The sequence below is a fragment of the Actinomadura sp. 6K520 genome (genome assembly GCF_004349245.1).
Classification (GTDB): domain Bacteria; phylum Actinomycetota; class Actinomycetes; order Streptosporangiales; family Streptosporangiaceae; genus Spirillospora.
The window spans coordinates 1-22,112 of record NZ_SMLC01000129.1 but is presented as its reverse complement, the minus strand read 5'-3'; the positions used below and the strand labels follow the sequence as shown (position 1 = coordinate 22,112).

Sequence of the window (22,112 nt, the reverse complement as noted above, 5' to 3'; positions counted from 1 at the left end):
GGTCGAACCGGTACCTGCTCGCGGGGGCGGGCGGCGGGCCGTCCTCGCCGAGGCCCCAGCCGGCGTGCAGGTGCCAGCGGATCTGCCGCGTCCCCGGCGGCGGCCAGTCGGCGAAGTGCCGCCACTCCCGCGCGCCCGTCACGTAGACGCGGACGGGGTCGGTGCGCAGTCCCGAGGTGTCGCCGAGCAGGTGGGCGCGGAACCAGGCGAGCGACTCGCGCAGCGCCGGGAGGCCGTGCCGGGCGTCGGTGTGCCACCAGGGGCCGATGGTCAGGTACGGGCGCTGCCCGGCGCCGCGCAGCGCCAGGTAGTCCTTGATCTGCCAGGGCAGGAACACGTCGTACCAGCCGCCGAGGAGGTTGACGGGCGCCTCGACGGTGCCGACCGTCCCGCTGAAGTCGCGGGTGTCCCAGTAGCCGTCCGCGGCCGCGTGGTTGGCGAGGACGTCCTGGTAGAAGCGCATCGGCCGGCCGCCGGTCAGGACGTCCAGCTCGGCGAGGGGGCGGCCGGAGCGGGCGGCGCGCACGGCGCGGCGGCGGGACAGCAGCGGCGCGGTCAGCATCCCGAACGGCTGCGCCTGCCGTTGCGTGAGGTCGGTCCATGTGAGGGTGGACTCCAGCGCGAACGACCCGCCGACATAGGCGGCGTCCCGGAACGAGGACGCGGTGATCTGCAGGGACATCGCCTTCAGCTCCGGCCCCGCCTCGGCGGCGAGCGCCCAGGCGGAGTAGCCGAGGTAGCTGGCGCCGTAGGTGGCGAACGTGCCGTGGAACCACGGCTGCCGCTTCAGCCACTCCACGGTGGCGAGCCCGTCGGCGTGCTCGCTGCCGAGCGGGTCGAACTCGCCGCCTGACCCGAAGGTCCCGCGGGCGCTCTGCACCACCAGCTGGAAACCGAAGGGGACGAGCAGCAGGCCGTTGGCGAGCGCGGCCGGGCCGCGGCGCCCGTAGGGGGTGCGCACCAGGATCGTGGGCGGGCGGACGGCACCGGCCGGGACGTACCGGTCGGCGAGAAGCGTCACGCCGTCCGGCATGGTCACGGGTATGTCCCGCTCGACGGTGTAGGGGGCGAGTCCGCGGCGGAGCCGGATCGGTGGCGCGGTCAGTCGGTCCCAGGGGGCCATGCTGTCTCCCAAACGGCTGTCTCCGTGCATGCCGTCTCTTTGCTACTAGTTAGTAAGGTAGCCGGTCCGGACGACCGCGATCGCCGCCGGTCGGACCCGCCGGCGCCCCGTTTGAGACGTGTCCGAACGCGACGATCAGCGGCCCTTTACAAACGGCGCCCCTGGCGGGGGCGGGAACTTGTCTGAGATCGTTGCGTTTTCGCACAACCGGCAGGGGGGAAGCCGATGTGGCCCGGGTCGAGCCCGCCGCTGGGGCCGCCGCCCCCGGGGCGGGGCCAGGCGGGGCCACCCTGGGCGCAGGGGCGGTCCATCAGGCCGGGGGCGGGCTGGTACGCCCTGCCGGTCCTGCTGCTGCTCGTCGCGATCGCGGGATGCGTCACGGTGTTCGGGCTGCTGTGGGACGACTCACGCGTCGCGGACGGCCCGTCGGCGACCGGCGATCCCGTCTCCGGCGTCCCGGTCCGGCTCTCCGACGGCCACGGCTACTTCATCTACGTGCGCACCGGCCAGTCCTCACCGTTCGCGTGCTCGGTGGAGATGGAAGGCCGGTCGGGCTACATCCAGCTGACCCGGCAGAACTCCTGGAGCGCCACGGAACGCCCCGCCTTCCGCTACACCGCCACGTTCGAGTCGCCCGTGACCGGGAAGGCGACGCTCCGCTGCCGCGGCACCGAAGGCCCGCTGCTCGTCACGCCGGACGACACCGTCGACGCCTACCTCGGCTTCACCCTCTTCGCGGCGTTCGGCCTCGCCCTGTTCTCGGCCGTCGCGTTCGTGATCACCCTCGTCCGCCGCGGCGGCGCCAAGCGCAGGGCGGCCGCTCTCACGGGCCACCCCGGGCACCCCGGCCACCTCGGCCACCTCGGCCGCTGAGGCCCGGGGCGGGCCCGGCCGCGCGCGTCAGGACGTGAGCTCCCGTTCCAGCGGGGTGCGGAAGCGGGGCGTCGCGCGGATGCCGCCGTACCAGGCCGACACGCGTGCGGCCTCGCGTTCGATCGCCGCCTCGGCGTCGGCGCCGACGTCCTCCAGGACGCGGACGGCGATCTCGCCGTCCGCGCGCTGCGCCCAGCCGCCGACGATGCGGCCGTCCCACCAGACGGACGGGCCGATGTTGCCGTTCCGGTCGAACAGCCGCGGGCCGTGGCCGCCGAGGAACCAGCCGCGTTCCCGCCAGCCCATCGGCGTCGCGTCGAGGGCGGGCAGCAGCGCGGCCCACGGCTCGGGGACCGGCCCGGGTTCCAGGTCGTCGGACAGCACCACGCCGGTGGCGCCGCCGAGATCGACCTCGGTGACGTCGAGGAGCGCGAGCGCCTTCCGGACGTCGCCGGCGTTCCAGCCCGTCCACCACTTCAGGTCGGCGACGGGCGCGGGCCCGAAGGCGCGCAGCCAGCGGCGCACCAGCTCCGCGCGGGCGGTGTCGGCCGGGACCTCCTCGATGCCGCCGGGCAGCCAGGTCTCGATGGGCGACCACCGGTACTGGCTGCTGACCCACGAGCCGTTCGGGCGCCCGCGGACGATGCGTCCCGCACATCCGAGCGTGACCAGGATCCACGTGGTGACGTTCGTGGGCTTGGAGTACGGCTTGCCGGGCGATGGGTCGACCCGTGTGCGCAGCAGCGGCTCGTCCGCGCTGAGCTGCGCACCGGTCGCCTCGCCGCGCGCCAGCAGCGCCCGGTGCGCGGCCTCCTCGACCTCCGCGAACCAGGAGGCGGCGCCGGTGATGTCGCTGCCGCGCTCGATGATCCGGGCATAGGTGGCGCGCTGCCTGGCGGCCAGGGCGTTCGCCGTGGCGGCCTGCAGCACCGGGACCAGCTCGACGGGCGCGACGAACATCGTCCGGCGCATCGCGAGCATCCGCAGCAGCGTCCGGTCGTCGTACAGCGCCCGCTCCACCGTCTCCGGGACGGCGCCGACGCCGCGGGCCGCGACCGACAGGAACACGGTGGCGGGGTCGGTCGCGTGCAGCACCACCAGCGACCGCGCGATGTCGGCGGGGTCGTCGGTCCTGCCGCGGGGGGCCAGCCGGTGGCGGAGGCCGAGCCGGGCCCGGCGCTCCGCGACGCTCATCGAACGCATGAGCGAATCGTAGCGGGGTTCAGCCGCCGCCGCTGTTGGAGATCTTCACGACGACCTGGTCGTCGGTCACCGACTGCACCGACACGTTGAAGCCCTCGGACTGCTCGCCCTCGCCCACCGGCACCGTCACGGTCTGCCCCGCGATCTTCAGCGTGACCAGCTGGCCGCGCACCTCCACCAGTTCGGCCTTCACGCCGAGGATGGACGCGCTCGCCTCGACGCCGCGCTCGAACGTGACCGTGCAGGAGTTCACACCGCACTCGGTGCTGCTGTTCTCGCCGCCGCACGCCGCGGCGGCGGCGCCGAGCGGCAGCAGGACGAACGAGAGGACGGCCAGCTTTCGCCGCAGGGGAGTGGAGATCATGCCGGCGAGTCTATGGGGAGCACCGCCCGCCGGGACCCTCCGCGGGACGGATTCGCACGGCACGGATGTGGTACTCCGCGGTGACGCGACTGGATCTCCGGGTGACATCGTGTTTCGCTGAAGCGGTGATCAGTGACGACGCGGTGGGGTCGCTGCCGGTGGTCGGGCCGGTGGTGTGCGCGGCGCTGGGCATGGAGGCCCGCGCCCTTCGCCGCGGCCTCGCCCGGACCCCCGTCGTGGTCGTCGGCTACCGCGCCCGCCGCGCCGACCGGCTCCCGGACGACTGCGCCGCCCTGGTCACGGTCGGCTTCGGCGGCGCGCTCGACGAGCGGCTGCGGCCGGGCGACGTCCTGGTCGCCGACGAGATCCGCGGCACCGGACCGGACTTCGCGGCGGTGCCGTGCAGCGCGCCGCGCCTGCTCGCCGAAGAGCTCATCAGGGACGGCCTCAGCGTCCAGGTGGGGCCGCTGGTCACCACCGGGCACATCGTCCGCGGCCGGGAGCGGGCCGTCCTGGCCGCGCGGGGCGCGCGGGTCGCGGACATGGAGTCCGCGCTGGTCGCCGCGCGGGCCGGCGACCGCCCGGTCGCCGCCGTCCGGGTCGTCGTCGACGGCCCCGGGCATCCGCTGCTGCACCCGGGCACGATCGGCCGCGGCCTGGCCGCGCGGCGCGTCCTGGCGCGCACCGGCCCCGCCCTGGAACGCTGGGGGGTCCTGCTGGTCAGCGGGGCTCAGCCGCCGTCCCCGTGCCCGCCGGATCCGTGACCGCCGCTGTTGCCCTTCCCGCCGTTCCCGTCGCCCCAGCTGTGGTCGTCACCGTGGACGATCTTCCCGCCGAGGTCCTTGCGGATCGTCTGCAGCGTCTTCTCCTCGCTCACCACGATCCAGCTCGCCCCCACCAGGTACGCGCCGCCCCAGGGCTTGGCCTCCGTCAGCCAGGTGTTCATCTTCTTGTCGGAGGAGAAGCTGACCAGCACGTAGCGGCCCAGGTCGTTCTTGCAGTTCCCCTGCTCCATGTCGGCCACCTTGCGCTTGCCGGTGACGGAGCAGTTCGTCTGCTCGGCGAGCTCCTGCAGGCTGGCCGGCTCGGGCTCCTTCGGGTCGCCGGAGCCGCCGCAGCCGGCCGCCAGCGGCAGCGCGAGCGCCGCGGCGGCGCAGAGCAGGGCCCGCTTCTTCGGGACGAGATGGTGTCGGGGACTCATCGCTTCCTCCGGGGTGTACGCGCGATTCAGGAGGTGTATACGCGCGTCGCCACCGCCGGGTTCACCGAAGTCTCAGGTGATCAGGCGTGCCCCCGCGGCGGTGCGGACATCGGTCTCCTCGGCCGGATCGTGGTGCAGCCGCTGCAGCCGGATCCGCGTCTCCCGCGTCAGCGGCACCGAGCGCGCGGCCTCGCACCGCGCCCCTTCCTCGCAGTCCCAGAGCCCCTCGATGGTGTAAGCCTCGGCCGTGTGCGGGGCGGTCCGTGTCAACGCCGTCAGTATTCGCGGTCTCAGATAGGCATAGGCGGTCTCGGTCCAAGCGGACTTCAGCAACGGGACGGCCTCACCGGCGCGCAGCCGGCCGAGCCCCACGACCGGATTCGCGGCGGCCCGCCACTCGTGCCCTTCGAGGGCCGTGCGCAACTCGTCCATCAGCAGCGGGACGTCCTGGCGGGTTCCGTAACGCGCGAGGATGCTCAACCCCAGCTCGGCGCGCCCACCGCGCCCGGCCGCCCACACCCGCGCCCGCGGCAGCGTCTCCGGCCCGTACTCCCGCAAAGCCCGGCGCACCGCACTGCCGAATCTGCTCGGCCCCGGGTCGTGGTCCTCCCGCGGCAGCAGCTCCTCGGCGAGGTCGAGCAGCGCGAGCGTACGCCGCCGGCCCAGCTCGAAGATCGCCGCGAGGGCGCCTTCGCCCCGGCCCCGCGCGACCTCCAGCAGCTCCTCCTCGCTCTGCCCGTCCCGGCCGGGCGCCGTGACCACCGTCCGCCGCGCCGCCCTTCCGGCCTCCCGCCGGCGCGTCAGGGCAGCGGCGATCCGCGGCTGCCGCGCCGCCCACGTCTCGATCACCGGGTTCCCCCGCGCCGGAATCAGCATCTCGAGATCGGCGTCGTCGCACCGGGCGGCGACCAGGTCCTCCAGGCCGACCGTCAGCGACGGGTCCGCGAGGACGATCAGCTCCTCGACCGCGTCGAACCAGTGCGCGCCCTCCTCGGCGTACCGTCGCAGCGGCGCGGCCGCCTCCCGCCGGCTCAGCCGCACCAGATCCGCCAGCACCCCCAGCGCCAGATGCACCCGCCAGTCGTCCCCGTCCGCGAGATCGGACGGATCGAACAGATGCGCCGCCACCGGCCCCGCCGGCATCTCCAGATCGACCATCAACCGGGCGTAGTACAGCCGCCGCGACTCGCACTGGTGATCCCACCGCGGATCCCGCCGGACGCAGTCGTAGACGTACTCGCCCGCGCCCCGCCTGTCCGCCGCGCGCCGCGCGGCCCTTCCGAGACCCCGCTGCAGCTGACCGTGCAGCGTGTCCGCCGATTCCAACACGACTCCGTTGCTCACCTCAGCAGAATGCGCACGAGAGTAGATACCGGGCAAGTGTTTATCAGTCGCGTTGTCACAGGGTTCTTTGGGCCGCCCAGGAGGCGTGTAGGTCGGCGTAGACGCCCGGCCGGGCCACCAGGTCCGCGTGGGAGCCGCGCTGGACCATGCGGCCCGCCTCGAAGACGATGACCTCGTCCGCCGCCTCGGCCGTCGACAGGCGGTGGGCGATGGCGATCGCGGTGCGGCCGCGGGTCGCGCCGTCGAGGGCCCGCTGGATGCGGACCTCCGTGGCCGGGTCCACGGCGGAGGTCGCCTCGTCCAGCACCAGGAGGTCCGGGTCGGCGATGTAGGCGCGGGCCAGCGCGACCAGCTGGCGCTCGCCCGCCGACAGCGACTCGCCGCGCTGGCCGACCGGCGTGCCCAGCCCGTCGGGGAGCCCGTCGAGCCAGTCGGCGAGACCCAGTTCGGTCAGGGCGAGGACGAGGTCGTCGTCGGAGGCGTCCGGGCGCCCGTAGCGGATGTTGTCCGCCAGGGAGGCGTCGAAGAGGAAACCGTCCTGCGGCACCATGACGATCCGCTCGCGCAGCGACGAGAAGCGGACGCGGTCGAGCGGGACGCCGTCCACGAGGATCCGGCCGGACACCGGGTCCATGAGCCGGGTGAGGAGCTTGGCGAACGTCGTCTTGCCCGAGCCCGTCTGCCCCACGATCGCGACGCGGCTGCGGGGCGCTATGTCCACGCTCACGTCGTGCAGGACGGGAGGGCCGCCCGGGTAGGCGAACCCCACGTTCTCGAACCGCACCTCGATCGGGCCGCGCGGGAGCGTCTCGCCGCCGTCGCCCGGGTCGGCGACGTCCGGGACGGTGTCCAGCACGCCGAGCACCCGCCGCCACCCCGCGATGGCGTTCTGCGCCTGGTTGAACACCTCGGTGGCCGCCTGCATCGGGCTGACGAACAGGGTGACCAGGAACAGGAACGCGACCAGCTCGCCCGCCGACACCTGACCGGCGATGCCGAGCAGCGTCCCCGCGATGACGACCGCGGCCGTGGCCACGGCGGCGACCAGTTCGCTCACCGGGAAGGTGAGCGCGACCATGGCCTGGGCGCGGGTCTGGGCGTCGCGGTGGGCCTCTACGGTCCGCTCCACGCGCCGTCCCGTGCGCTCCTCCGAGGCGTACGCGCGGATCACCGCGGCGCCGACGACCGACTCGCTGACCGCCGCCAGCATGTCCGCCGTCCGCTCCCGGACCAGCATGTACGACCGCGACAGGACCCGCTGGAAGAGGCGCAGGGCGAACGCCAGCGGCAGGAACGACGCCCAGACCAGCAGGGCCAGCTGCCACGAGTAGACGACCATCAGCACGCTCGCCACGAACAGCTGGCCGATCGAGATGAGGAACATCAGCCCGCCGGACTGCATGAACTGGCTGATCTGGTCGACGTCGCTCGTCACCCGCGACACCAGCGAGCCGCGCCGCTCCCCGCTCTGGGTGAGCATCGACAGGTCGTGCACGTGCCGGAACGCCTTGATCCGCAGCCCCGCCAGCCCGCCCTCGGACGCCCTGTACAGCCGGACGTTCATCAGGTACGCGCACACGGCCGTCACCACCACCGCCACCGCGCATACCAGGACCGCCGTCCGGATGAAGCCGATGTCGGGGCCGCCGGGGTTGCCGATGCCCTTGTCGATCGTCTGCTGGACGGCGACCGGCACCACCACGCGGCCCGCCGTCGACAGCAGCGCGAGCAGCAGCGTCCCGGCCAGGCCGGCCCGGAACTCCGGGCTCAGCATGATGCCGCGCTTGAGCGTGCTGATCGCGCCCTCGGTCGTCGCGGCCCCGCTCAGGCCGGTGCCGTCCGCCTTGGCGGTGTCGGCCGTGTCGGCCGTGCTCGCCTTCTTCACCGTCTTCGCCGTCTTCGCCGTGGTCACGCCAGTGCCTCCTCGCCGCCCTCAAGGGCCTCCTGCTCCGCCTCGGCCCGCTCGTAGGCGTTGACGAGGTTGCGGTAGCCCTCCGAGCTCTCCAGCAGCTCGGCGTGCGGGCCGCGCGCGGTGACGCGGCCGTGCTCCAGGTAGACGACCTCGTCGGCCAGCGCGATCGTGGCCTTGCGGTAGGCGACGACCACGACGGTCGCGCCGCCCGCCTCCTCGCCGGTCCGCGCCTCCCGGAGGTTCTGCAGGATGCGGGCCTCCACCTGCGGGTCCACGCTGGACGTGGCGTCGTCCAGGACGAGCAGCCGGGGCCGCCGCACCAGCGCCCGCGCCAGTGCGAGCCGCTGCCGCTGCCCGCCCGACAGCGTCGCCCCGCGCTCGCCCACCTTCGTGTCGAGGCCGCCGGAGAGCGCCGCGACGAACCCTTCGGCCTGGGCGAGGCGCAGCGCCTCCCAGACCCGCTCGTCGGGCACGTCCAGGCCCAGCGTCACGTTGCCGCGGACGGTGTCGTCGAACAGGAACGTCTGCTGGGGGACGAGCGCAGCCGTCTCGGCGATCCCGCCCCGCTCCACGTCGCGCAGGTCGGTGCCGTCGAGGAGCACCGACCCGTCCGCCGGGTCGACGAGCCGGACGAGCAGCGAGGTGAGCGTCGACTTGCCCGACCCCGTGGGGCCGACGAGCGCGATCGTGCGGCCCGGGGCCGCGGCGAACGACACGTCGTGCAGGACGGGCCGCCCGCCCGCGCCGCCGTCGCCGTCCCCGGCGGACTCGTAGCCGAAGCGGATCTCCCGGACCTCCAGCGCGGTCGCGCCGTCCCCGCCGGAGCCGTTCAGCGAGCCGTCCCCGTACGGGAGGGACCCGGACGCGTCCAGGACGCCCCTGACCCGCCGCCACCCGACGACGCTGCGCGGCACCTCGCCCAGCACCCAGCCCAGCGCCCGGATCGGCCACGACAGCAGCGTGAACAGGTACGCGACGTTCACCAGGTCGCCCGGCGACATCGCCCCCGAGTCCAGGCGCACCGAGCCGATCAGCAGGACGGCGAGGACGCCCAGGTTGGGCAGCGCCTCCAGCACCGGGTCGAACAGCCCGCGGATCCGGCCGACCGCCACGTTGGCGTCCCGCAGCGCCTCCGCGCCCTCGGTGAACCGCGCGGTCTCCGCGGCCTCCCGGCCGAGGGTCTTGACCACCAGGCCGCCCTCGAAGCTCTCGTGCGCCACCTCGCTGACCTCGGCGCGCAGCTGCTGCGCCCGGGTCGCGACGGGCGACAGCCTCCGCTGGTACACCACGTTGATCAGCGCGATCGCGGGGAAGACCAGGAACCCGACGCCGGCGACGACCAGGTCGGTGAACAGGATCGACACCGCCGCGATCAGCAGCATGAACACGACGCCGACCGCCATCGGCAGCGGCGCGATCGGCGCCCACACCGCCTCCACGTCGGCGTTGGCGTTGGACAGCAGCTGCCCCGCCGGATGCCGGTGGTGCCACGCCAGCGGGAGCCGCAGGTACTGCCGGGTCACCGAGCGCCGGTACTCGGCCTGCAGCCGGTACTGCATGAGGCCCGCGTAGAAGCGGCGCCCCGCCACGCCGATCGCCTTGAGCAGCGCCACCCCCGTGATCGCCGCGGCCGCGGCGGCCAGCGTGCCGGCCGTGGTGCGCCCGGCCTCGAACGCGGGCAGCACCACCTCCTGGGTCGCCCAGCCGAGCACCTGCGCGGACGCCACGGTCATCGCCGCGTACAGCGCGCTGGCGAGCACCGACAGCGTGAAGACGCGCGGCTCGGCCCTCACCGCCACCCACAGGACGCTCATCCCCTCCCGCAAGATGTGCGGGCTGACGCGTCTCGACGCAGGTGGCACGGCGACTCCTCGATCACGGCGGCGGCCCGGGGAACCGCCCCCCGCGAACGGGGCTCCGGGGGTTTGCGGGCCTGGATATGCCTACCATCCGGTACCCCCCGCTTATTCCCGGTCCGCCCGCCGCGTTCTACGATCGGGCGATGAGCACGCCCGAGGACGGCCCGGCCCCCGCCGGTCCCGGCCCCTCCGCCGCCGGCACCGATCCCGTCCGCCGTGAACGGCTGCTGCTCGCCGCGGCCCTGGCGGAGGCGGGGCCGGACGCGGCCACGAAATGCGCCGGCTGGGACGCCCGCGACCTCACCGCCCACCTCGTCGTCCGCGAGCGCAGGCCGGACGCGGCGCCCGGCATCATCCTGCCGCCGCTGTCCGGCTACACCGAGCGCGTCCGGCGCCGGACGGCCCGTGCCGTCCCGTTCGACCGGCTGGTGGAACGGTTCCGGGAGGGGCCGCCGAAGACCTCGCCGTACGCGCTTCCCGGCGTGGACAAAATCGCCAACGGCGTGGAGTTCTTTGTTCACCATGAGGACGTCCTGCGCGCACGTCCCGACTGGGAGCCGCGGGACATCCCAACGGAACTCGAGGAACTGCTCTGGCGGAGGATAAGAATTGCCCGCCTTGTCCTAAGAAAGGTTCACGTCGAGGTAACGCTGGTCCAGCCGGACGGGCGGAGCCTCCGCGTGTCCGGACGCGGCCGCTCCGCCCGGGGGGCGCCCCCCGGAGGCGTGCGCGTGCACGGCCCGGTCGGCGAACTGGTCCTGTGGGCACTGGGCCGCCGGGACGTCGCGAGAGTCCGTGTCACCGGCGACACCGAGGCTGTCAAGGCCCTGACCGAGACCGGTTGGAGTCTTTAACGGGCAGGTAACGGCAGGGTTCGCTCGCGGGAGAATCGCGAACCTTGCAGCTCCTCCGTTTTAGGCGGAAGCGGTGATACGGTGGGGCGGTCGGTTGCAGTCGTGGTTCTCGATCGTTCGTCCAGACGCCCGCGGACTGATGGCAGCGGGCGTTTTGGCTTTTCCGGGACCGTACCGGGGGGCGAGAGCGTGCCGCAGCGACCGCACGGGCCCGCGAGGTGTGGGCCCAGGTTTTGCCGCAAGGAGAAAGACATGCCCCAGCAGGGCACCGTGAAGTGGTTCAACGCCGAGAAGGGTTTCGGATTCATCGCCGTCGACGGCGGCGGACCGGACGTCTTCGTGCACTACTCGGCCATCCAGAGCTCCGGCTACCGCACACTGGACGAGAACCAGCGCGTCCAGTTCGAGGTGACGCAGGGAAACCGGGGTCCGCAGGCTGACCAGGTCGTCCCCCTGTAACACCCGATAGTCGTACGTCTGGGCCCGCCTCCCATCCGGGAGGCGGGCCCTTTCGTGGCGGACCACCCGCGTCCGGCCGCGCCCCCGGCCCCCGGCCGCCGGGGACTGCAATAAACTCGCTCGCATGTCCGCTCCTCGACCGTCCAATCTGGACCCCAAGATCGCCGACCGGCTGAAGCGCGACCCGAACGGGCTCGTGCCCGCCATCGCCCAGCAGTACGACACCGGCGAAGTGCTCATGCTCGGCTGGATGGACGACGAGGCCCTGCACCGCACCCTCACCACCGGGCGCTGCACCTACTGGTCGCGCAGCCGCCAGGAGTACTGGGTGAAGGGTGAGAGCTCCGGCCACCAGCAGTGGGTCAAGTCGGTCGCGCTGGACTGCGACGCCGACGCGGTCCTGGTGAAGGTCGACCAGGTCGGCGCCGCCTGCCACACCGGCGACCGCACCTGCTGGGACGCCGACGTCCTTCCCGCCGTGGTCGGGGAACGACCCGCCGCGGCGTCATGACCTCCGGGCGCGGCGGATGACCCCCGGGCGCGAACGCGGCCTGACGGCGCTGCTCTGCGCCGCCGGGGCGGGCCTCGTCCTCCTCGCGGCCGGGCGCACCTGGGCCACGGTCAGGGCCGAGGACGCGATCACCCCGCTCACCCAGAGCCTGACCGGCGGCGACCTCGGCGGCGCCGCGGGCGCCCTCGGCTGGGCGGGGCTGGCCGGCCTGGCCGCGCTGTTCGCCACCCGCGGCCGTGCCCGCGCGGCCGTCGGCGTCCTCATCGCCCTGTTCGGCGCCGGGATCGGCTACGCGTCGACGGCCGCCGTCCAGCGTCCGAACGTGCTGTCCGCCGCCGGCGACAAGAGCGCCCTCATGTCCCTCGGCACCGACCCGGCCATGGACGTCAACCTGTGGTGGATGGTCTCGGTCACCGGCGGCGTCCTGCTCGCCGCCGCCGGCCTCGTCACCGCCGTCCGCGGCCGGCGGTGGCCCGGCATGTCCGCCCGCTACGAACGCGCGGCCCCGCGCGGAACCGCCGCCGGCGACACCGGGAAGGAGACCGGGGAGGACCCGGGGGAGCAGGACCCGTCCGCCATGTGGAAGTCCCTCGACCGCGGTGAGGACCCCACCGCCCGGACGAACGGCCGGCCGTGAACACCGACGGCGGCGGGCTCGTCCTGGTGGCCGAGCACGACCCCGCGGTCGCCGAACTGCAGCGCCGCTACCTCGCCCGGGAGGGCTTCGACGTCGAGATCGAACCCGACCCCGCCCGCGCGCCCATGGCCGCCGGGCGCTCCCGCCCCGACGTCGTCGTCCTGGACCTGTCCGCGTCGGCGCTGCCCGCCGACCTGTACCGGCGCGTGTCGGAGGCCGCGCGGCCCGCCCCCGTCATCGCGGTCACCGGCCCCCTGGACCCCGCCATCGCCCGCGCCCTCGGCGAGCACCGGATCGACCGGCCCTTCGGCCCCCGCGTCCTCGTCGGCGCCGTCGCCGAGGCCCTGCGCCGCGGCGCCCCCGCCGGGACGCCCGCCCCGCTGCGCGCCGGCGCCCTCGCCCTCGACCCCCGCGGCCGCACCGCCGTCATCGGCGACCGCCGCGTCGGCCTCACCGCCACCGAGTTCGACCTCCTGGAGTTCCTGATGGGCAACCCCGGCCGCGTCTACACCCGCGAGCAGCTCCTCGACGCCGCCTGGGGTCCCGGCGCGGGAGCCGGAAGCCGCACCGTCGACGTCCATGTCGCGCAGCTCCGCGCCAAGCTCGGCGAAGGCAACCCGATCAGGACGGTCCGGGGCGTCGGCTACGTCCTGGACGCCTGATCCCCCCGGGCGGGCGCCGCATTAGGGTGGACGCATGACCCGGGTGTCCGTCCACGCGCACGAGGATCCGCGCCCGCGCACCGTGCTGCGGAGACTGGTGCCGCAGGCGGCGGTGCTGGGCGCGGTCGCCGCGGGCACGCTGCTGGTGACGTTCCGCGACCCCAACGAGGCGGGGCACTACCCGGGTTGCCCGTTCCTGGCGCTGACCGGGTTCTACTGCCCGGGATGCGGCATGACGCGGCTGGTCCACGCGCTCGCGCACGGCGACGTCGGCACCGCGTTCGGGCTCAACCCGCTGCTGTTCGTCCTGCTGCCGGTCCTCGGCTACCTGTACGTGCGGTGGACGGTGCTGGCCGCCCGGGGCATGCCGATGCGGTCCGATCTGTTCAGGCCCGTGGTGGCCTACTCGTTCGTCGGTGTCATCGCGGTGTACTGGGTCGTCCGCAACCTGCCGTTCGCGCAGGCCCTGGCGCCCTGAAGGACGCCCTGAGGAAAGCAGGGCGCCGCACGGCCGCCGGGGTGCGGGGGCCGACCCTCCGGAAATACGACCCTCCGGCTACGATCGGTGCACGGAACGACTGAAATAGGGGGCCTGCGACCTTGAGCGTTTTGGACGAGATCATCGAGGGCGTCCGGGCCGATCTCGCCGAAAGGCAGCGAGAGGTCCCGATCGACGTCCTGAAGGACAAGGCGGCGAAGGCCCCGGCCCCGCGGGACGCGCTCGCCGCGCTGCGCGGGCCGGGCGTCTCGGTGATCGCCGAGGTCAAGCGCAGCAGCCCGTCCAAGGGCGCGCTCGCCGCGATCGCCGACCCCGCCGCGCTGGCCCGCGACTACGAGGCGGGCGGCGCCAAGGTCATCAGCGTGCTGACCGAGCGGCGCCGCTTCGGCGGCAGCCTGGAGGATCTCGCCGAGGTCCGCGCCAACGTCGACGTCTGCGTGCTGCGCAAGGACTTCATCGTCACCTCCTACCAGCTGTGGGAGGCGCGGGCGAACGGCGCCGACATGGCCCTGCTGATCGTCGCCGCGCTGGAGCAGGACGCCCTGGTGTCGCTGGTCGAGCGGGCCGAATCGATCGGGCTGGTCCCGCTCGTCGAGGTGCACACCGAGGAGGAGGCGGACCGCGCCGTGCAGGCCGGTGCCAAGGTCATCGGCGTGAACGCCCGCGACCTGCGGACGCTGCACGTCGACCGCGGCACGTTCGCGCGGGTCGCGCCGCACCTCCCGAAGGGCGTCGTGAAGATCGCCGAGTCCGGGGTGCGCGGCCCGCACGACCTGCTCGCCTACGCCTCCAGCGGCGCCGACGCCGTGCTGGTGGGGGAGAGCCTCGTGATCGGCAGGGACCCGCGCGCCGCCGTCGCCGACCTGGTCGCCGCCGGCGCCCACCCCGCCCTGCGGCAGAGCGGCTGACGGTGCCGGGGACGCGGAGCGGATAGGGTACGGACATGCTGGTGGAGCCGCTGCGGGAGCGATGGCGGGCCCGGTGAGGCACTGACCCGGCAAGCCCCTTCTCCCATGACAGGACGCGTTTTCTCATGACCATCGACACCGCGCGCGGTGCCGTGCCCGACGCGACGGGCCATTTCGGAGCCTTCGGCGGGCGGTTCGCACCCGAGGCGCTCATGGCGGCGCTGGACGAGCTGACCCGCGAGTTCGAGGCCGCCAAGCAGGACCCCTCGTTCACCGCCGAGCTGGACGGCCTCCTCGCGAACTACGCGGGCCGCCCGAGCCTGCTGGCGGACGCCGAGCGCTTCTCCGAGCACGCCGGCGCCCGGGTGCTGCTCAAGCGCGAGGACCTCAACCACACCGGCTCCCACAAGATCAACAACGTGCTGGGGCAGGCGCTGCTCACCCGGCGGATGGGCAAGACCCGGGTGATCGCCGAGACGGGCGCGGGCCAGCACGGCGTCGCCACCGCCACCGCCGCGGCGCTGCTCGGCCTGACCTGCACCGTCTACATGGGCGAGGTCGACACCGAGCGGCAGGCCCTCAACGTCGCCCGGATGCGGATGCTCGGCGCCGAGGTCGTCCCGGTGCGGACCGGCAGCCGCACCCTCAAGGACGCCTGCAACGAGGCGTTCCGCGACTGGGTCGCCACCGTCGACGACACCCACTACTGCATCGGCTCCGTCATGGGCCCGCACCCGTTCCCGACGATGGTCCGCGACTTCCAGCGCATCATCGGGGTGGAGGCCAGGCGGCAGTGCCTGGAGCTGACCGGCGCCCTCCCCGACGCCGTCGTCGCCTGCGTGGGCGGCGGCTCCAACGCCATCGGCGCCTTCCACGCCTTCGTCCCCGACGCGTCGGTCCGGCTGTACGGGTTCGAGGCGGGCGGCGACGGCGTGGCGAGCGGCCGGCACGCCGCGACGCTGGTCGGCGGCTCGCTCGGCGTCATCCACGGCATGCGGACCTACCTCCTGCAGGACGCGGACGGGCAGACGCTGGAGACCCACTCGATCTCCGCCGGTCTCGACTACCCCGGCGTCGGGCCCGAGCACTCCTGGCTGCGCGACTCCGGCCGCGCCGAGTACCGCGAGATCACCGACGCCGAGGCGATGGAGGCGTTCTCGCTGCTGTGCCGCGCCGAGGGCATCATCCCGGCGATCGAGTCCGCGCACGCGCTCGCCGGCGCGCTGAAGGTCGGCCCCGAGCTCGGCCGGGAGCTCGGCCGGGACGCGACGATCGTCGTGTGCCTGTCCGGGCGCGGCGACAAGGACATGCACACGGCCGCCGCCTTCTTCGGCCTGATGCCCGAAGGAGAGGGAAAGTGAGCGTCCAGACCGCCTACGACAAGGCCAGGGCCGAAGGCCGGGCCGCGCTCGTCGGCTACCTGCCCGCCGGGTTCCCCACCTACGACGGCGCCGTCGAGGCCGCGCGGACGATGGTCGACGCGGGCTGCGACGTCATCGAGATCGGGCTGCCCTACAGCGACCCGATGATGGACGGCCCCACCATCCAGGACGCCGTCCACCAGGCCCTCGTCGGCGGCATCCGCGTCGCCGACGTGTTCCGGACGGTCGAGGCCGTGGCCGCCACCGGCGTCCCCACCCTCGTCATGACGTACTGGAACCCCGTCGACCACTACGGCGTCGACGCGTTCGCCCGCGACCTGGCCTCCGCCGGCGGCGCCGGGCTGATCACCCCGGACCTCACGCCCGAGGAGGGCGGCGCCTGGCTGGAGGCGTCCGACGCCCACGGCCTCGACCGCGTGTTCCTCGTCGCGCTGAGCTCCACCGACGAGCGCATCGAGAAGATCACGGGGGTGTGCCGCGGGTTCGTGTACGCGGCGTCGCTGATGGGCGTCACCGGTGCCCGCTCCGCCGTCGACACCGGCGCCCCGCGCCTGGTGGAGCGCACCCGCGCGATCATCGACAAGGGCGGGGCGGACCTGCCGGTCGGGCTGGGGCTCGGCGTCGGCAGCGGCGCGCAGGCCGCCGAGGTCGCCGGGTTCGCCGACGGCGTGATCGTCGGGTCGGCGTTCATCCGCCGGCTGCTGGACGCGCCCGACCTCGCGTCCGGGCTCGCGGGCGTCCGCGCGCTCACCGCGGAACTGGCCGAGGGCGTCCGCGCCGGCCGCTGACCCGCACCGCCTTCCGCCTCCCGCCGGGCATCCTCGGCGGGAGGCGTTCCGCGGAACCGTGGAAAACCCCCGGGGGCGCCGCAAGGTTCGTGTTGTGGTGCCCCCGCTCTCCCGTAAGGTGTGTTCGCCGGGTGAGGCGGTCCTTGGAAGGATCACGATGACGCAAGAGATGACGGCGGAAGGCCGGGCCGAGACGGCGACGCCCCAGCTCCCTCCCGCATGGTTCCTGATCCCGGCCTGGCTGCTGACGGTCGCCGGGTTCGGGATCTCCGTGTACCTCACGGTGACGCACTACGACGAGGGCGCGCTGGTGTGCTCGGCGTCCCAGACCGTGGACTGCCACGCGGTCACGACCAGCGAGTACTCCACCCTGCTCGGGATCCCCATGCCGCTCCTGGGCCTGGCGTTCTTCGTCGCGTTCGGCGCGCTCATCACCCCGTGGGCGCTTCGGTCCTCCTGGGCGCCGGTGCGGTGGGGACGGGTGGCCACCACCGCGGTCGGCGTGCTGTTCGTCGTCTACCTCGTCACCGTGGAACTGGCGCTGCTGCACAAGATCTGCCTGTGGTGCACCGGGGTCCACGTCATCACCGTCCTGCTGTTCCTGCTCGTCCTGATCGACGAATTCCGGCGCATCGGTCAGGTCGACTAACCTCACCGTGACCGCGCCCCGCGGTGGCGGCGCGGCTCCCACCCATAGGAGAACCAATGAGCAAGGCCGCACGAGAGCGGTCCGCCAGAGAGCGCCTGGCCGCCGAGCGCAAGCGGCAGGCGGCGCGGCAGAAGCAGCGGCGGCTGCTCGCCATCGTCCTCGGCTCGGTGGTCGCCGTGGCCGTCGTCGTGGTCGGCACCGTCCTGATCGTCGACCACCAGCGCAAGCAGGGCCGCGCCGAGGTCCACCAGGGCGCGCTCGCCCCGCTCACCAGGCAGGACGACGGCTCCATCGTGATGGCGCAGCCGGGGGTGGAGAAGCCGGTCCTGGAGATCTTCGAGGACTTCCAGTGCCCGGTCTGCAAGCAGTTCGAGGACGCCACCGGCGAGACCGTCCTGGAACTGGCGGAACAGGGCAAGGTCAAGGTCGTCTACCGGCCGTTCCACCTGTTCGGCCAGCAGAAGGACCCGATCCGGATCAACTCGCTGCGCGCGGCCGAGGCGGCGCTGTGCGTCCCGGCCGACAAGTGGATCTCCTACCACCAGGCGCTCTTCCGGTTCCAGCCCGCCGAGGGCTCGGAGGGCTTCTCGCCCGACGACCTGGTGAAGTGGGGCAAGGACATCGGCGTCACCGACCCGAACTTCGAGAAGTGCGTGCGCGAGGAGCAGAAGAAGCCGCAGGTCGACGCGATGACCAACTACGCCCTGCAGGAGCGCGGCGTCCAGGGCACCCCCTCGGTCTTCCTGGACGGCAAGGAGATGGACTCGACGCAGTTCATGAACCCCGCCGCCCTCCGGGCCACGATCGACGCGGCCGCCGCGTCGGGCAAGTGAGCGCCGACTCGAGCTCCTGACGGCCGCCCCGGCGGCCGAGCGCCGCGCCGTCCCCCGCCCGGGGCGGCGCGGCGCGGCGCTTTCCCGGCCAGCGGCGGCCCATCCCCGCTACGCTCGTCGTTCGTACGGACACGCACAGTCACCGAGCGGGGGATCGATGAGCGAGCAGGACAGGGGGCCGTCGGCGCGCCGACGGCTCAGGGAGGACCGGGCACGGGCCGCGGCCCGGCAACGCCGCCAGCGGCTGCTGGTGGTCGTCCTGGGCGCCGTCGCCATCGCGGCGGTCGTCGTGGCCGTGACCGTCGTGGCGGTGTCCCGCAACGTCGGGGACGAGTCCCTGACCGACGCCTACTCCGGCCCGCTGGCGCCGACGACGCGGCTGGAGAACGGGGCGGTCGCGATGGCGCAGCCGGGTGTCACCGCGCCGGTCCTCGACGTCTACGAGGACTTCCAGTGCCCGGCCTGCGCGACGATGGAGCGGCGGCTCGGCGGCACGTTCAAGGAGCTCGCCGCGCAGGGCAAGGTCAGGGTCGTGTACCGGCCGTTCCAGCTCTTCCAGCAGGACCCGCTGATGTCCAACTCGCGGCGGGCCGCGAACGCCGCCGCCTGCGTCCCCGTCGACAAGTGGATCCCGTACCACGACAGGCTGTTCGACGAGCAGCCCGCCGAGGGCGCCACCGGCTTCACCCCCCGGAGCCTGATCAGGTGGGGCGCCGACCTGGGCGTCACCGACCCGGCGTTCGCCGCCTGCGTCAACCAGAACCAGCGGATCGACCTGGTCGGGAAGGCGAGCACCGCGGCCGGGCAGGCGGGCGTCGACGCGACCCCGTACCTCGCGCTGAACGGCGCGAAGCTCGGCGGCGACGCCCTCGGTTCGCCGGAGGATCTGCGGAAGGCCGTCGCGCAGGCGGGCGGCGGCGACGCCCCCGCCACCCGCGGCACGCAGTCGGGCGGGAGCGCGAGCGGCGCGGCGGACGCCGCCGCGGGGGCACCCGCCTAGAGGGGGCGCGAGCGGAGACCCGGAGGCGGTAACGTCATCGGTCATGCAGCCGCTCGCCTACATCCCGAGCCCCTCGCAGGGCATCTGGCACATCGGACCCGTCCCGATCCGCGCCTACGCCATCATGATCATCCTCGGCATCGTCGCCGCGGTGTGGCTGGGCGAGCGGCGCTGGGCCGCCAAGGGCGGCACCCCCGGCGTGATCATCGACGTCGCGGTCTGGGCGGTGCCCTTCGGCCTCGTCGGCGGGCGGATCTACCACGTCCTCACCGACTACCAGCTCTACTTCGGTGAGGACGGCGACCCCGCCCGGGCACTGGAGATCTGGCAGGGCGGCCTCGGCATCTGGGGCGCCGTCGCGTTCGGCGCGGTCGGCGCGCTCATCGGCTGCCGGCGCCGCGGGATCTCCATCTTCCCGCTCGCCGACGCGGTCGCCCCGGGGATCGCGCTCGCGCAGGCCATCGGCCGCTGGGGCAACTACTGGAACCAGGAACTGTACGGGCGCCCCCTCGACACGTTCTGGGCGCTGAAGATCGACGAAGATCACCGGCCGATGCTGGAGGGCGGCCCCGGCCTCGACCCCCGGTACGCCGACGTCGCCACCTACCACCCGACGTTCCTGTACGAGTCGCTGTGGTGCGTCGGCGTCGCGGTCCTCGTCATCTGGGCCGACCGCCGCTTCAAGCTCACCCACGGCCGCGCGTTCGCGCTCTACGTCGCCGCGTACACGCTGGGGCGGGCCTGGATCGAGACGCTGCGCATCGACGAGGCCCACCACGTCCTCGGCCTGCGCCTCAACGCCTGGACGTCGATCATCCTCTTCCTCGCCGCGGTCGCCTACCTCTACCAGGCCAGGAACCGCACGGGCCCGGAGAACGTCGGCGGCCCCGCGGACGGCCCGTCCGATCCGGCGGGCCCCGCGGAGGAGAAGAAGGACGCGCCGAAGGACGAGCCGGACACCGGCAAGGAGCCCGAGGCGGCGGCGGGCGACGAGGAGTCCGAGGCGAAGAACGACACTGGCCCCGAGGACGAGGCGGAGCGTCCCGATCCCGGGAAGCCCGGCACCGGCGAGGCCGCCGACGAGGAGAAGCCCGCCCCCGCCGGCGACGAGAAGGCCGAGGAGCCCGGGGACGAGCGTGCGGAGGAGCCGGGGGAAGACCGTGCGGAGTCCGGGGATGAGCGTGCGGAGTCCGGGGACGGTACCGGTGAGGATGGTGCCGGCGACGCCGGGCGGGTGGCGGAAGGGGAGCCCGTCAAGGACGGGAAGTAGCGGTCGGCGAAGGGCTTCGGTGGGTGCGACATGACCAGCGGGCAGGCCGGCGGGCGGGCGGAGCACCACCACCGGCACCGTGACGTCACCGGCGGCTGGCTGCGGCCGGCGGTGTTCGGTGCCATGGACGGCCTGGTCTCCAACTTCGCGCTGATCGCGGGTGTGGCCGGCGGGCAGGCGAGCCGGAACGTCGTCCTGCTGGCGGGGCTGGCGGGCCTGGCCGCGGGCGCCTTCTCGATGGCCGCGGGGGAGTACATCTCGGTCGCCTCCCAGTCGGAGCTGGCGGAGGCGGAGATCGAGGTCGAGCGGCTGGAACTGGCCCGGCATCCGGTGGCCGAGGAGCGGGAGCTGGCCGGGGTCTTCGAGGCGCGCGGCGTGGACCCGGAGACCGCCGCGGAGGTCGCGCGGCAGCTGTCCAGGGATCCGGACGAGGCGCTGGAGGTCCACACCCGCGAGGAGCTCGGGGTGACGCCGGGCGACCTGCCGTCCCCGACGCTGGCGGCGGGCTCGTCCTTCCTGTCGTTCGCGGTCGGGGCGATGCTGCCGGTGCTGCCCTACCTGCTGGGCGCCTCCGCGCTGTGGCCCGCGGCGATCGTCGCCGCCGTCGGGCTGTTCGGCGCCGGTGCGCTGGTGGCCCGGATCACCACCCGGCCCTGGTGGTTCGGCGGGCTGCGGCAGCTGCTGTTCGGCGCCGCCGCCGCGGTGATCACCTACGTGGTCGGCGCGCTGATCGGCACGACCGGCATCTGACGCCCGAGCGAACTGGATAAAACGCCCGTTCTGTCCCGCGGGAGGCGACCGGACCGCTAAGCTCCGGGGCGTGATCGAGGCTCGTGACACAGGTTCCCCGGAGGCCCCGCGCAAGGGCCGCGGCGGGGACTTCTGGCCGGCGGACAAGCCCGGCCGCAAGGCCCCCGGCCCGAAGCTGCTGATCGGCGCGGCCGCCGCGCTCGTCGCGGTGGTGGTCGCGGTCGTGGCGGTGCTGATGTTCACCGGCGGGGACGAGGCGCCGGCCGACAAGCCGCTGGTGCCGACGGCCTACACGCCCGACTTCAACGGCGAGGGCTTCCAGCAGATCGCCGACAGGTCCGCCGACACTCGCGAGATCACCGAGGGTGAGGCGGCGTCCGCCAAGGACCTGCAGTCGGGGAAGTACTCCTTCAAGCTCGCCGGGTCGGAGCTCACCGCGGACTGCAAGGCCGCGACGTGGGGCGCCCGGCTGCACGGCGACCTCGACAAGTTCGGCTGCACGCAGATCGTCCGCTCCGCGTACGTGAGCGGCGACAAGAAGCACGTCGGCCAGTTCATCGTGATCAACATGAAGAACGTGGACGGCGTCAGCCAGATCCTGCGCGACCTGCAGGCCGAGACCGGCGCGGGCTGGGTGAAGCCCCTGAACGCGAAGGGCGTGCCCGCGTTCGGCTCCGGCTTCAGCGCCGCCTACGCCAAGACCTACGGCCACTACGCCGTGATCACCTGGGTGGAGCGCGCCGGCGGGGAGCAGCCCGCCTCGCTCAACGAGCTGATCGACGTGAGCCTGGTCATCGAGGGCGCCGCCGACTTCCTCTACGGGCGCCTCGACCTGGCCGCGAACGCGGGGGCCGGCCAGTGATCCGGCGGCTCCCGGGCGTGTCACCGGCCCGGGGGCAGTAGTCTGCCCGGCTGTGGACCCCGATGAGCCCCGCCGCGGCGGCCCCCGGCGGCAGCCGATGAGCCGCCAGGGCCGCCGCCAGCCGCCCCAGCGCAGGACCTGTCTCTTATACACCTCTCCGAGCCCACGA

At 73.7% G+C, this 22,112-nt stretch carries 24 protein-coding genes; 17 read left to right on the top strand and 7 right to left on the bottom strand.

Features of this window, described 5'->3' with window-relative positions:
• Positions 1 to 1,123, bottom strand: a 1,123-nt coding sequence (locus E1289_RS27205) for a CocE/NonD family hydrolase (protein ID WP_131985067.1), incomplete at its 3' end; no start/stop codon positions are given.
• Positions 1,124 to 1,348: 225 nt separating this feature from the next.
• Between E1289_RS27205 and E1289_RS27200 the strand changes: the two genes are divergently transcribed.
• Entirely contained in the window at positions 1,349 to 1,996 is a 648-nt protein-coding gene (locus tag E1289_RS27200; protein ID WP_131985065.1) for a hypothetical protein, read from the top strand.
• 27 nt (positions 1,997 to 2,023) lie between these two features.
• Here the strand turns inward: E1289_RS27200 and E1289_RS27195 are convergent, their stop codons facing one another.
• Together E1289_RS27195 and E1289_RS27190 are read right to left on the bottom strand one after the other, a co-directional pair.
• On the bottom strand, positions 2,024 to 3,199 hold the full coding sequence (locus tag E1289_RS27195) for a winged helix DNA-binding domain-containing protein (protein ID WP_131985062.1): 1,176 nt from the start codon (positions 3,197 to 3,199) through the stop codon (positions 2,024 to 2,026).
• 19 nt (positions 3,200 to 3,218) lie between these two features.
• Positions 3,219 to 3,563: a hypothetical protein gene (locus tag E1289_RS27190; RefSeq protein ID WP_165970630.1), complete on the bottom strand. Its 345-nt coding sequence runs from the start codon at positions 3,561 to 3,563 to the stop codon at positions 3,219 to 3,221.
• Between the two features lie 125 nt (positions 3,564 to 3,688).
• Here E1289_RS27190 and E1289_RS27185 point away from each other — a divergent pair, with 125 nt between their 5' ends.
• Positions 3,689 to 4,327, top strand: coding sequence for a hypothetical protein (locus E1289_RS27185; RefSeq protein WP_207929170.1), 639 nt, complete (start codon positions 3,689 to 3,691; stop codon positions 4,325 to 4,327).
• Here E1289_RS27185 and E1289_RS27180 read toward each other — a convergent pair.
• From E1289_RS27180 to E1289_RS27165, 4 genes are all read right to left on the bottom strand, one after another.
• On the bottom strand, positions 4,294 to 4,764 hold the full coding sequence (locus E1289_RS27180; RefSeq protein WP_131985058.1) for a hypothetical protein: 471 nt from the start codon (positions 4,762 to 4,764) through the stop codon (positions 4,294 to 4,296). The genes E1289_RS27185 and E1289_RS27180 overlap by 34 nt on opposite strands.
• A gap of 72 nt (positions 4,765 to 4,836) precedes the next feature.
• Positions 4,837 to 6,108, bottom strand: coding sequence for a hypothetical protein (locus tag E1289_RS27175; protein WP_243713179.1), 1,272 nt, complete (start codon positions 6,106 to 6,108; stop codon positions 4,837 to 4,839).
• A 55-nt stretch (positions 6,109 to 6,163) separates the two neighbouring features.
• Complete coding sequence (locus tag E1289_RS27170; RefSeq protein WP_131985071.1) at positions 6,164 to 7,882, bottom strand: ABC transporter ATP-binding protein; 1,719 nt, start codon at positions 7,880 to 7,882, stop codon at positions 6,164 to 6,166.
• Between the two features lie 134 nt (positions 7,883 to 8,016).
• Positions 8,017 to 9,834 carry an ABC transporter ATP-binding protein gene (locus E1289_RS27165; RefSeq protein ID WP_131985069.1) on the bottom strand — a complete coding sequence of 606 codons (1,818 nt, stop codon included), beginning with the start codon at positions 9,832 to 9,834 and terminating at the stop codon, positions 8,017 to 8,019.
• A 188-nt stretch (positions 9,835 to 10,022) separates the two neighbouring features.
• On the opposite strand from E1289_RS27165, the gene E1289_RS27160 reads away from it, so the two are divergent.
• The 15 genes from E1289_RS27160 (at position 10,023) to E1289_RS27090 (ending at position 21,943) form a co-directional block, all read left to right on the top strand.
• On the top strand, positions 10,023 to 10,733 hold the full coding sequence (locus E1289_RS27160; protein ID WP_131985056.1) for a TIGR03085 family metal-binding protein: 711 nt from the start codon (positions 10,023 to 10,025) through the stop codon (positions 10,731 to 10,733).
• Positions 10,734 to 10,985: 252 nt separating this feature from the next.
• On the top strand, positions 10,986 to 11,192 hold the full coding sequence (locus E1289_RS27155) for a cold-shock protein (protein WP_018657218.1): 207 nt from the start codon (positions 10,986 to 10,988) through the stop codon (positions 11,190 to 11,192).
• 124 nt (positions 11,193 to 11,316) lie between these two features.
• Positions 11,317 to 11,703, top strand: coding sequence for a phosphoribosyl-AMP cyclohydrolase (gene hisI, locus E1289_RS27150; protein WP_131985054.1), 387 nt, complete (start codon positions 11,317 to 11,319; stop codon positions 11,701 to 11,703).
• 16 nt (positions 11,704 to 11,719) lie between these two features.
• A complete protein-coding gene (locus E1289_RS27145) occupies positions 11,720 to 12,340 on the top strand; it encodes a TIGR02234 family membrane protein (RefSeq protein WP_131985052.1) in 621 nt (206 codons plus the stop codon).
• Entirely contained in the window at positions 12,337 to 13,002 is a 666-nt protein-coding gene (locus tag E1289_RS27140) for a response regulator transcription factor (protein WP_131985050.1), read from the top strand. The genes E1289_RS27145 and E1289_RS27140 overlap by 4 nt, the downstream gene beginning before the upstream one ends.
• Before the next feature lie 34 nt (positions 13,003 to 13,036).
• Entirely contained in the window at positions 13,037 to 13,480 is a 444-nt protein-coding gene (locus E1289_RS27135; protein ID WP_131985048.1) for a DUF2752 domain-containing protein, read from the top strand.
• A 122-nt stretch (positions 13,481 to 13,602) separates the two neighbouring features.
• On the top strand, positions 13,603 to 14,409 hold the full coding sequence (gene trpC / locus E1289_RS27130; RefSeq protein WP_131985046.1) for an indole-3-glycerol phosphate synthase TrpC: 807 nt from the start codon (positions 13,603 to 13,605) through the stop codon (positions 14,407 to 14,409).
• Positions 14,410 to 14,534: 125 nt separating this feature from the next.
• Positions 14,535 to 15,770 (top strand): tryptophan synthase subunit beta, encoded by a 1,236-nt coding sequence (trpB, locus tag E1289_RS27125; RefSeq protein ID WP_131985044.1) that lies wholly within the window; start codon positions 14,535 to 14,537, stop codon positions 15,768 to 15,770.
• Positions 15,767 to 16,579 (top strand): tryptophan synthase subunit alpha, encoded by an 813-nt coding sequence (gene trpA, locus E1289_RS27120; RefSeq protein ID WP_131985042.1) that lies wholly within the window; start codon positions 15,767 to 15,769, stop codon positions 16,577 to 16,579. Before trpB ends, trpA begins: the two co-directional genes overlap by 4 nt.
• Before the next feature lie 157 nt (positions 16,580 to 16,736).
• Complete coding sequence (locus tag E1289_RS27115) at positions 16,737 to 17,228, top strand: vitamin K epoxide reductase family protein (RefSeq protein WP_131985040.1); 492 nt, start codon at positions 16,737 to 16,739, stop codon at positions 17,226 to 17,228.
• 56 nt (positions 17,229 to 17,284) lie between these two features.
• The gene (locus E1289_RS27110; RefSeq protein WP_131985038.1) at positions 17,285 to 18,061 is read left to right on the top strand and encodes a thioredoxin domain-containing protein; all 777 of its coding nucleotides are present in this window, start codon (positions 17,285 to 17,287) and stop codon (positions 18,059 to 18,061) included.
• A gap of 157 nt (positions 18,062 to 18,218) precedes the next feature.
• Positions 18,219 to 19,061 (top strand): thioredoxin domain-containing protein, encoded by an 843-nt coding sequence (locus E1289_RS27105; protein WP_131985036.1) that lies wholly within the window; start codon positions 18,219 to 18,221, stop codon positions 19,059 to 19,061.
• A 43-nt stretch (positions 19,062 to 19,104) separates the two neighbouring features.
• On the top strand, positions 19,105 to 20,331 hold the full coding sequence (gene lgt, locus E1289_RS27100; protein ID WP_131985034.1) for a prolipoprotein diacylglyceryl transferase: 1,227 nt from the start codon (positions 19,105 to 19,107) through the stop codon (positions 20,329 to 20,331).
• Between the two features lie 30 nt (positions 20,332 to 20,361).
• Complete coding sequence (locus tag E1289_RS27095; RefSeq protein ID WP_131985032.1) at positions 20,362 to 21,081, top strand: VIT1/CCC1 transporter family protein; 720 nt, start codon at positions 20,362 to 20,364, stop codon at positions 21,079 to 21,081.
• Between the two features lie 70 nt (positions 21,082 to 21,151).
• Positions 21,152 to 21,943, top strand: coding sequence for a hypothetical protein (locus E1289_RS27090; protein WP_131985030.1), 792 nt, complete (start codon positions 21,152 to 21,154; stop codon positions 21,941 to 21,943).
• The last annotated feature ends 169 nt before the right edge of the window (positions 21,944 to 22,112 follow it).

Excerpts from the sequence above, each read along its gene's own strand:
- E1289_RS27200 (WP_131985065.1), top strand. The coding sequence starts at position 1,349 with ATGTGGCCCGGGTCGAGCCCGCCGCTGGGGCCGCCGCCCCCGGGGCGG.
- E1289_RS27195 (WP_131985062.1), bottom strand. The coding sequence starts at position 3,199 with ATGCGTTCGATGAGCGTCGCGGAGCGCCGGGCCCGGCTCGGCCTCCGC.
- E1289_RS27190 (WP_165970630.1), bottom strand. The coding sequence starts at position 3,563 with ATGATCTCCACTCCCCTGCGGCGAAAGCTGGCCGTCCTCTCGTTCGTC.
- E1289_RS27180 (WP_131985058.1), bottom strand. The coding sequence starts at position 4,764 with ATGAGTCCCCGACACCATCTCGTCCCGAAGAAGCGGGCCCTGCTCTGC.
- E1289_RS27170 (WP_131985071.1), bottom strand. The coding sequence starts at position 7,882 with ATGCTGAGCCCGGAGTTCCGGGCCGGCCTGGCCGGGACGCTGCTGCTC.
- E1289_RS27165 (WP_131985069.1), bottom strand. The coding sequence starts at position 9,834 with ATGAGCGTCCTGTGGGTGGCGGTGAGGGCCGAGCCGCGCGTCTTCACG.
- E1289_RS27160 (WP_131985056.1), top strand. The coding sequence starts at position 10,023 with ATGAGCACGCCCGAGGACGGCCCGGCCCCCGCCGGTCCCGGCCCCTCC.
- E1289_RS27155 (WP_018657218.1), top strand. The coding sequence starts at position 10,986 with ATGCCCCAGCAGGGCACCGTGAAGTGGTTCAACGCCGAGAAGGGTTTC.
- hisI (WP_131985054.1), top strand. The coding sequence starts at position 11,317 with ATGTCCGCTCCTCGACCGTCCAATCTGGACCCCAAGATCGCCGACCGG.
- E1289_RS27145 (WP_131985052.1), top strand. The coding sequence starts at position 11,720 with ATGACCCCCGGGCGCGAACGCGGCCTGACGGCGCTGCTCTGCGCCGCC.
- E1289_RS27135 (WP_131985048.1), top strand. The coding sequence starts at position 13,037 with ATGACCCGGGTGTCCGTCCACGCGCACGAGGATCCGCGCCCGCGCACC.
- trpB (WP_131985044.1), top strand. The coding sequence starts at position 14,535 with ATGACCATCGACACCGCGCGCGGTGCCGTGCCCGACGCGACGGGCCAT.
- E1289_RS27115 (WP_131985040.1), top strand. The coding sequence starts at position 16,737 with ATGACGCAAGAGATGACGGCGGAAGGCCGGGCCGAGACGGCGACGCCC.
- E1289_RS27110 (WP_131985038.1), top strand. The coding sequence starts at position 17,285 with ATGAGCAAGGCCGCACGAGAGCGGTCCGCCAGAGAGCGCCTGGCCGCC.
- E1289_RS27105 (WP_131985036.1), top strand. The coding sequence starts at position 18,219 with ATGAGCGAGCAGGACAGGGGGCCGTCGGCGCGCCGACGGCTCAGGGAG.
- lgt (WP_131985034.1), top strand. The coding sequence starts at position 19,105 with ATGCAGCCGCTCGCCTACATCCCGAGCCCCTCGCAGGGCATCTGGCAC.
- E1289_RS27095 (WP_131985032.1), top strand. The coding sequence starts at position 20,362 with ATGACCAGCGGGCAGGCCGGCGGGCGGGCGGAGCACCACCACCGGCAC.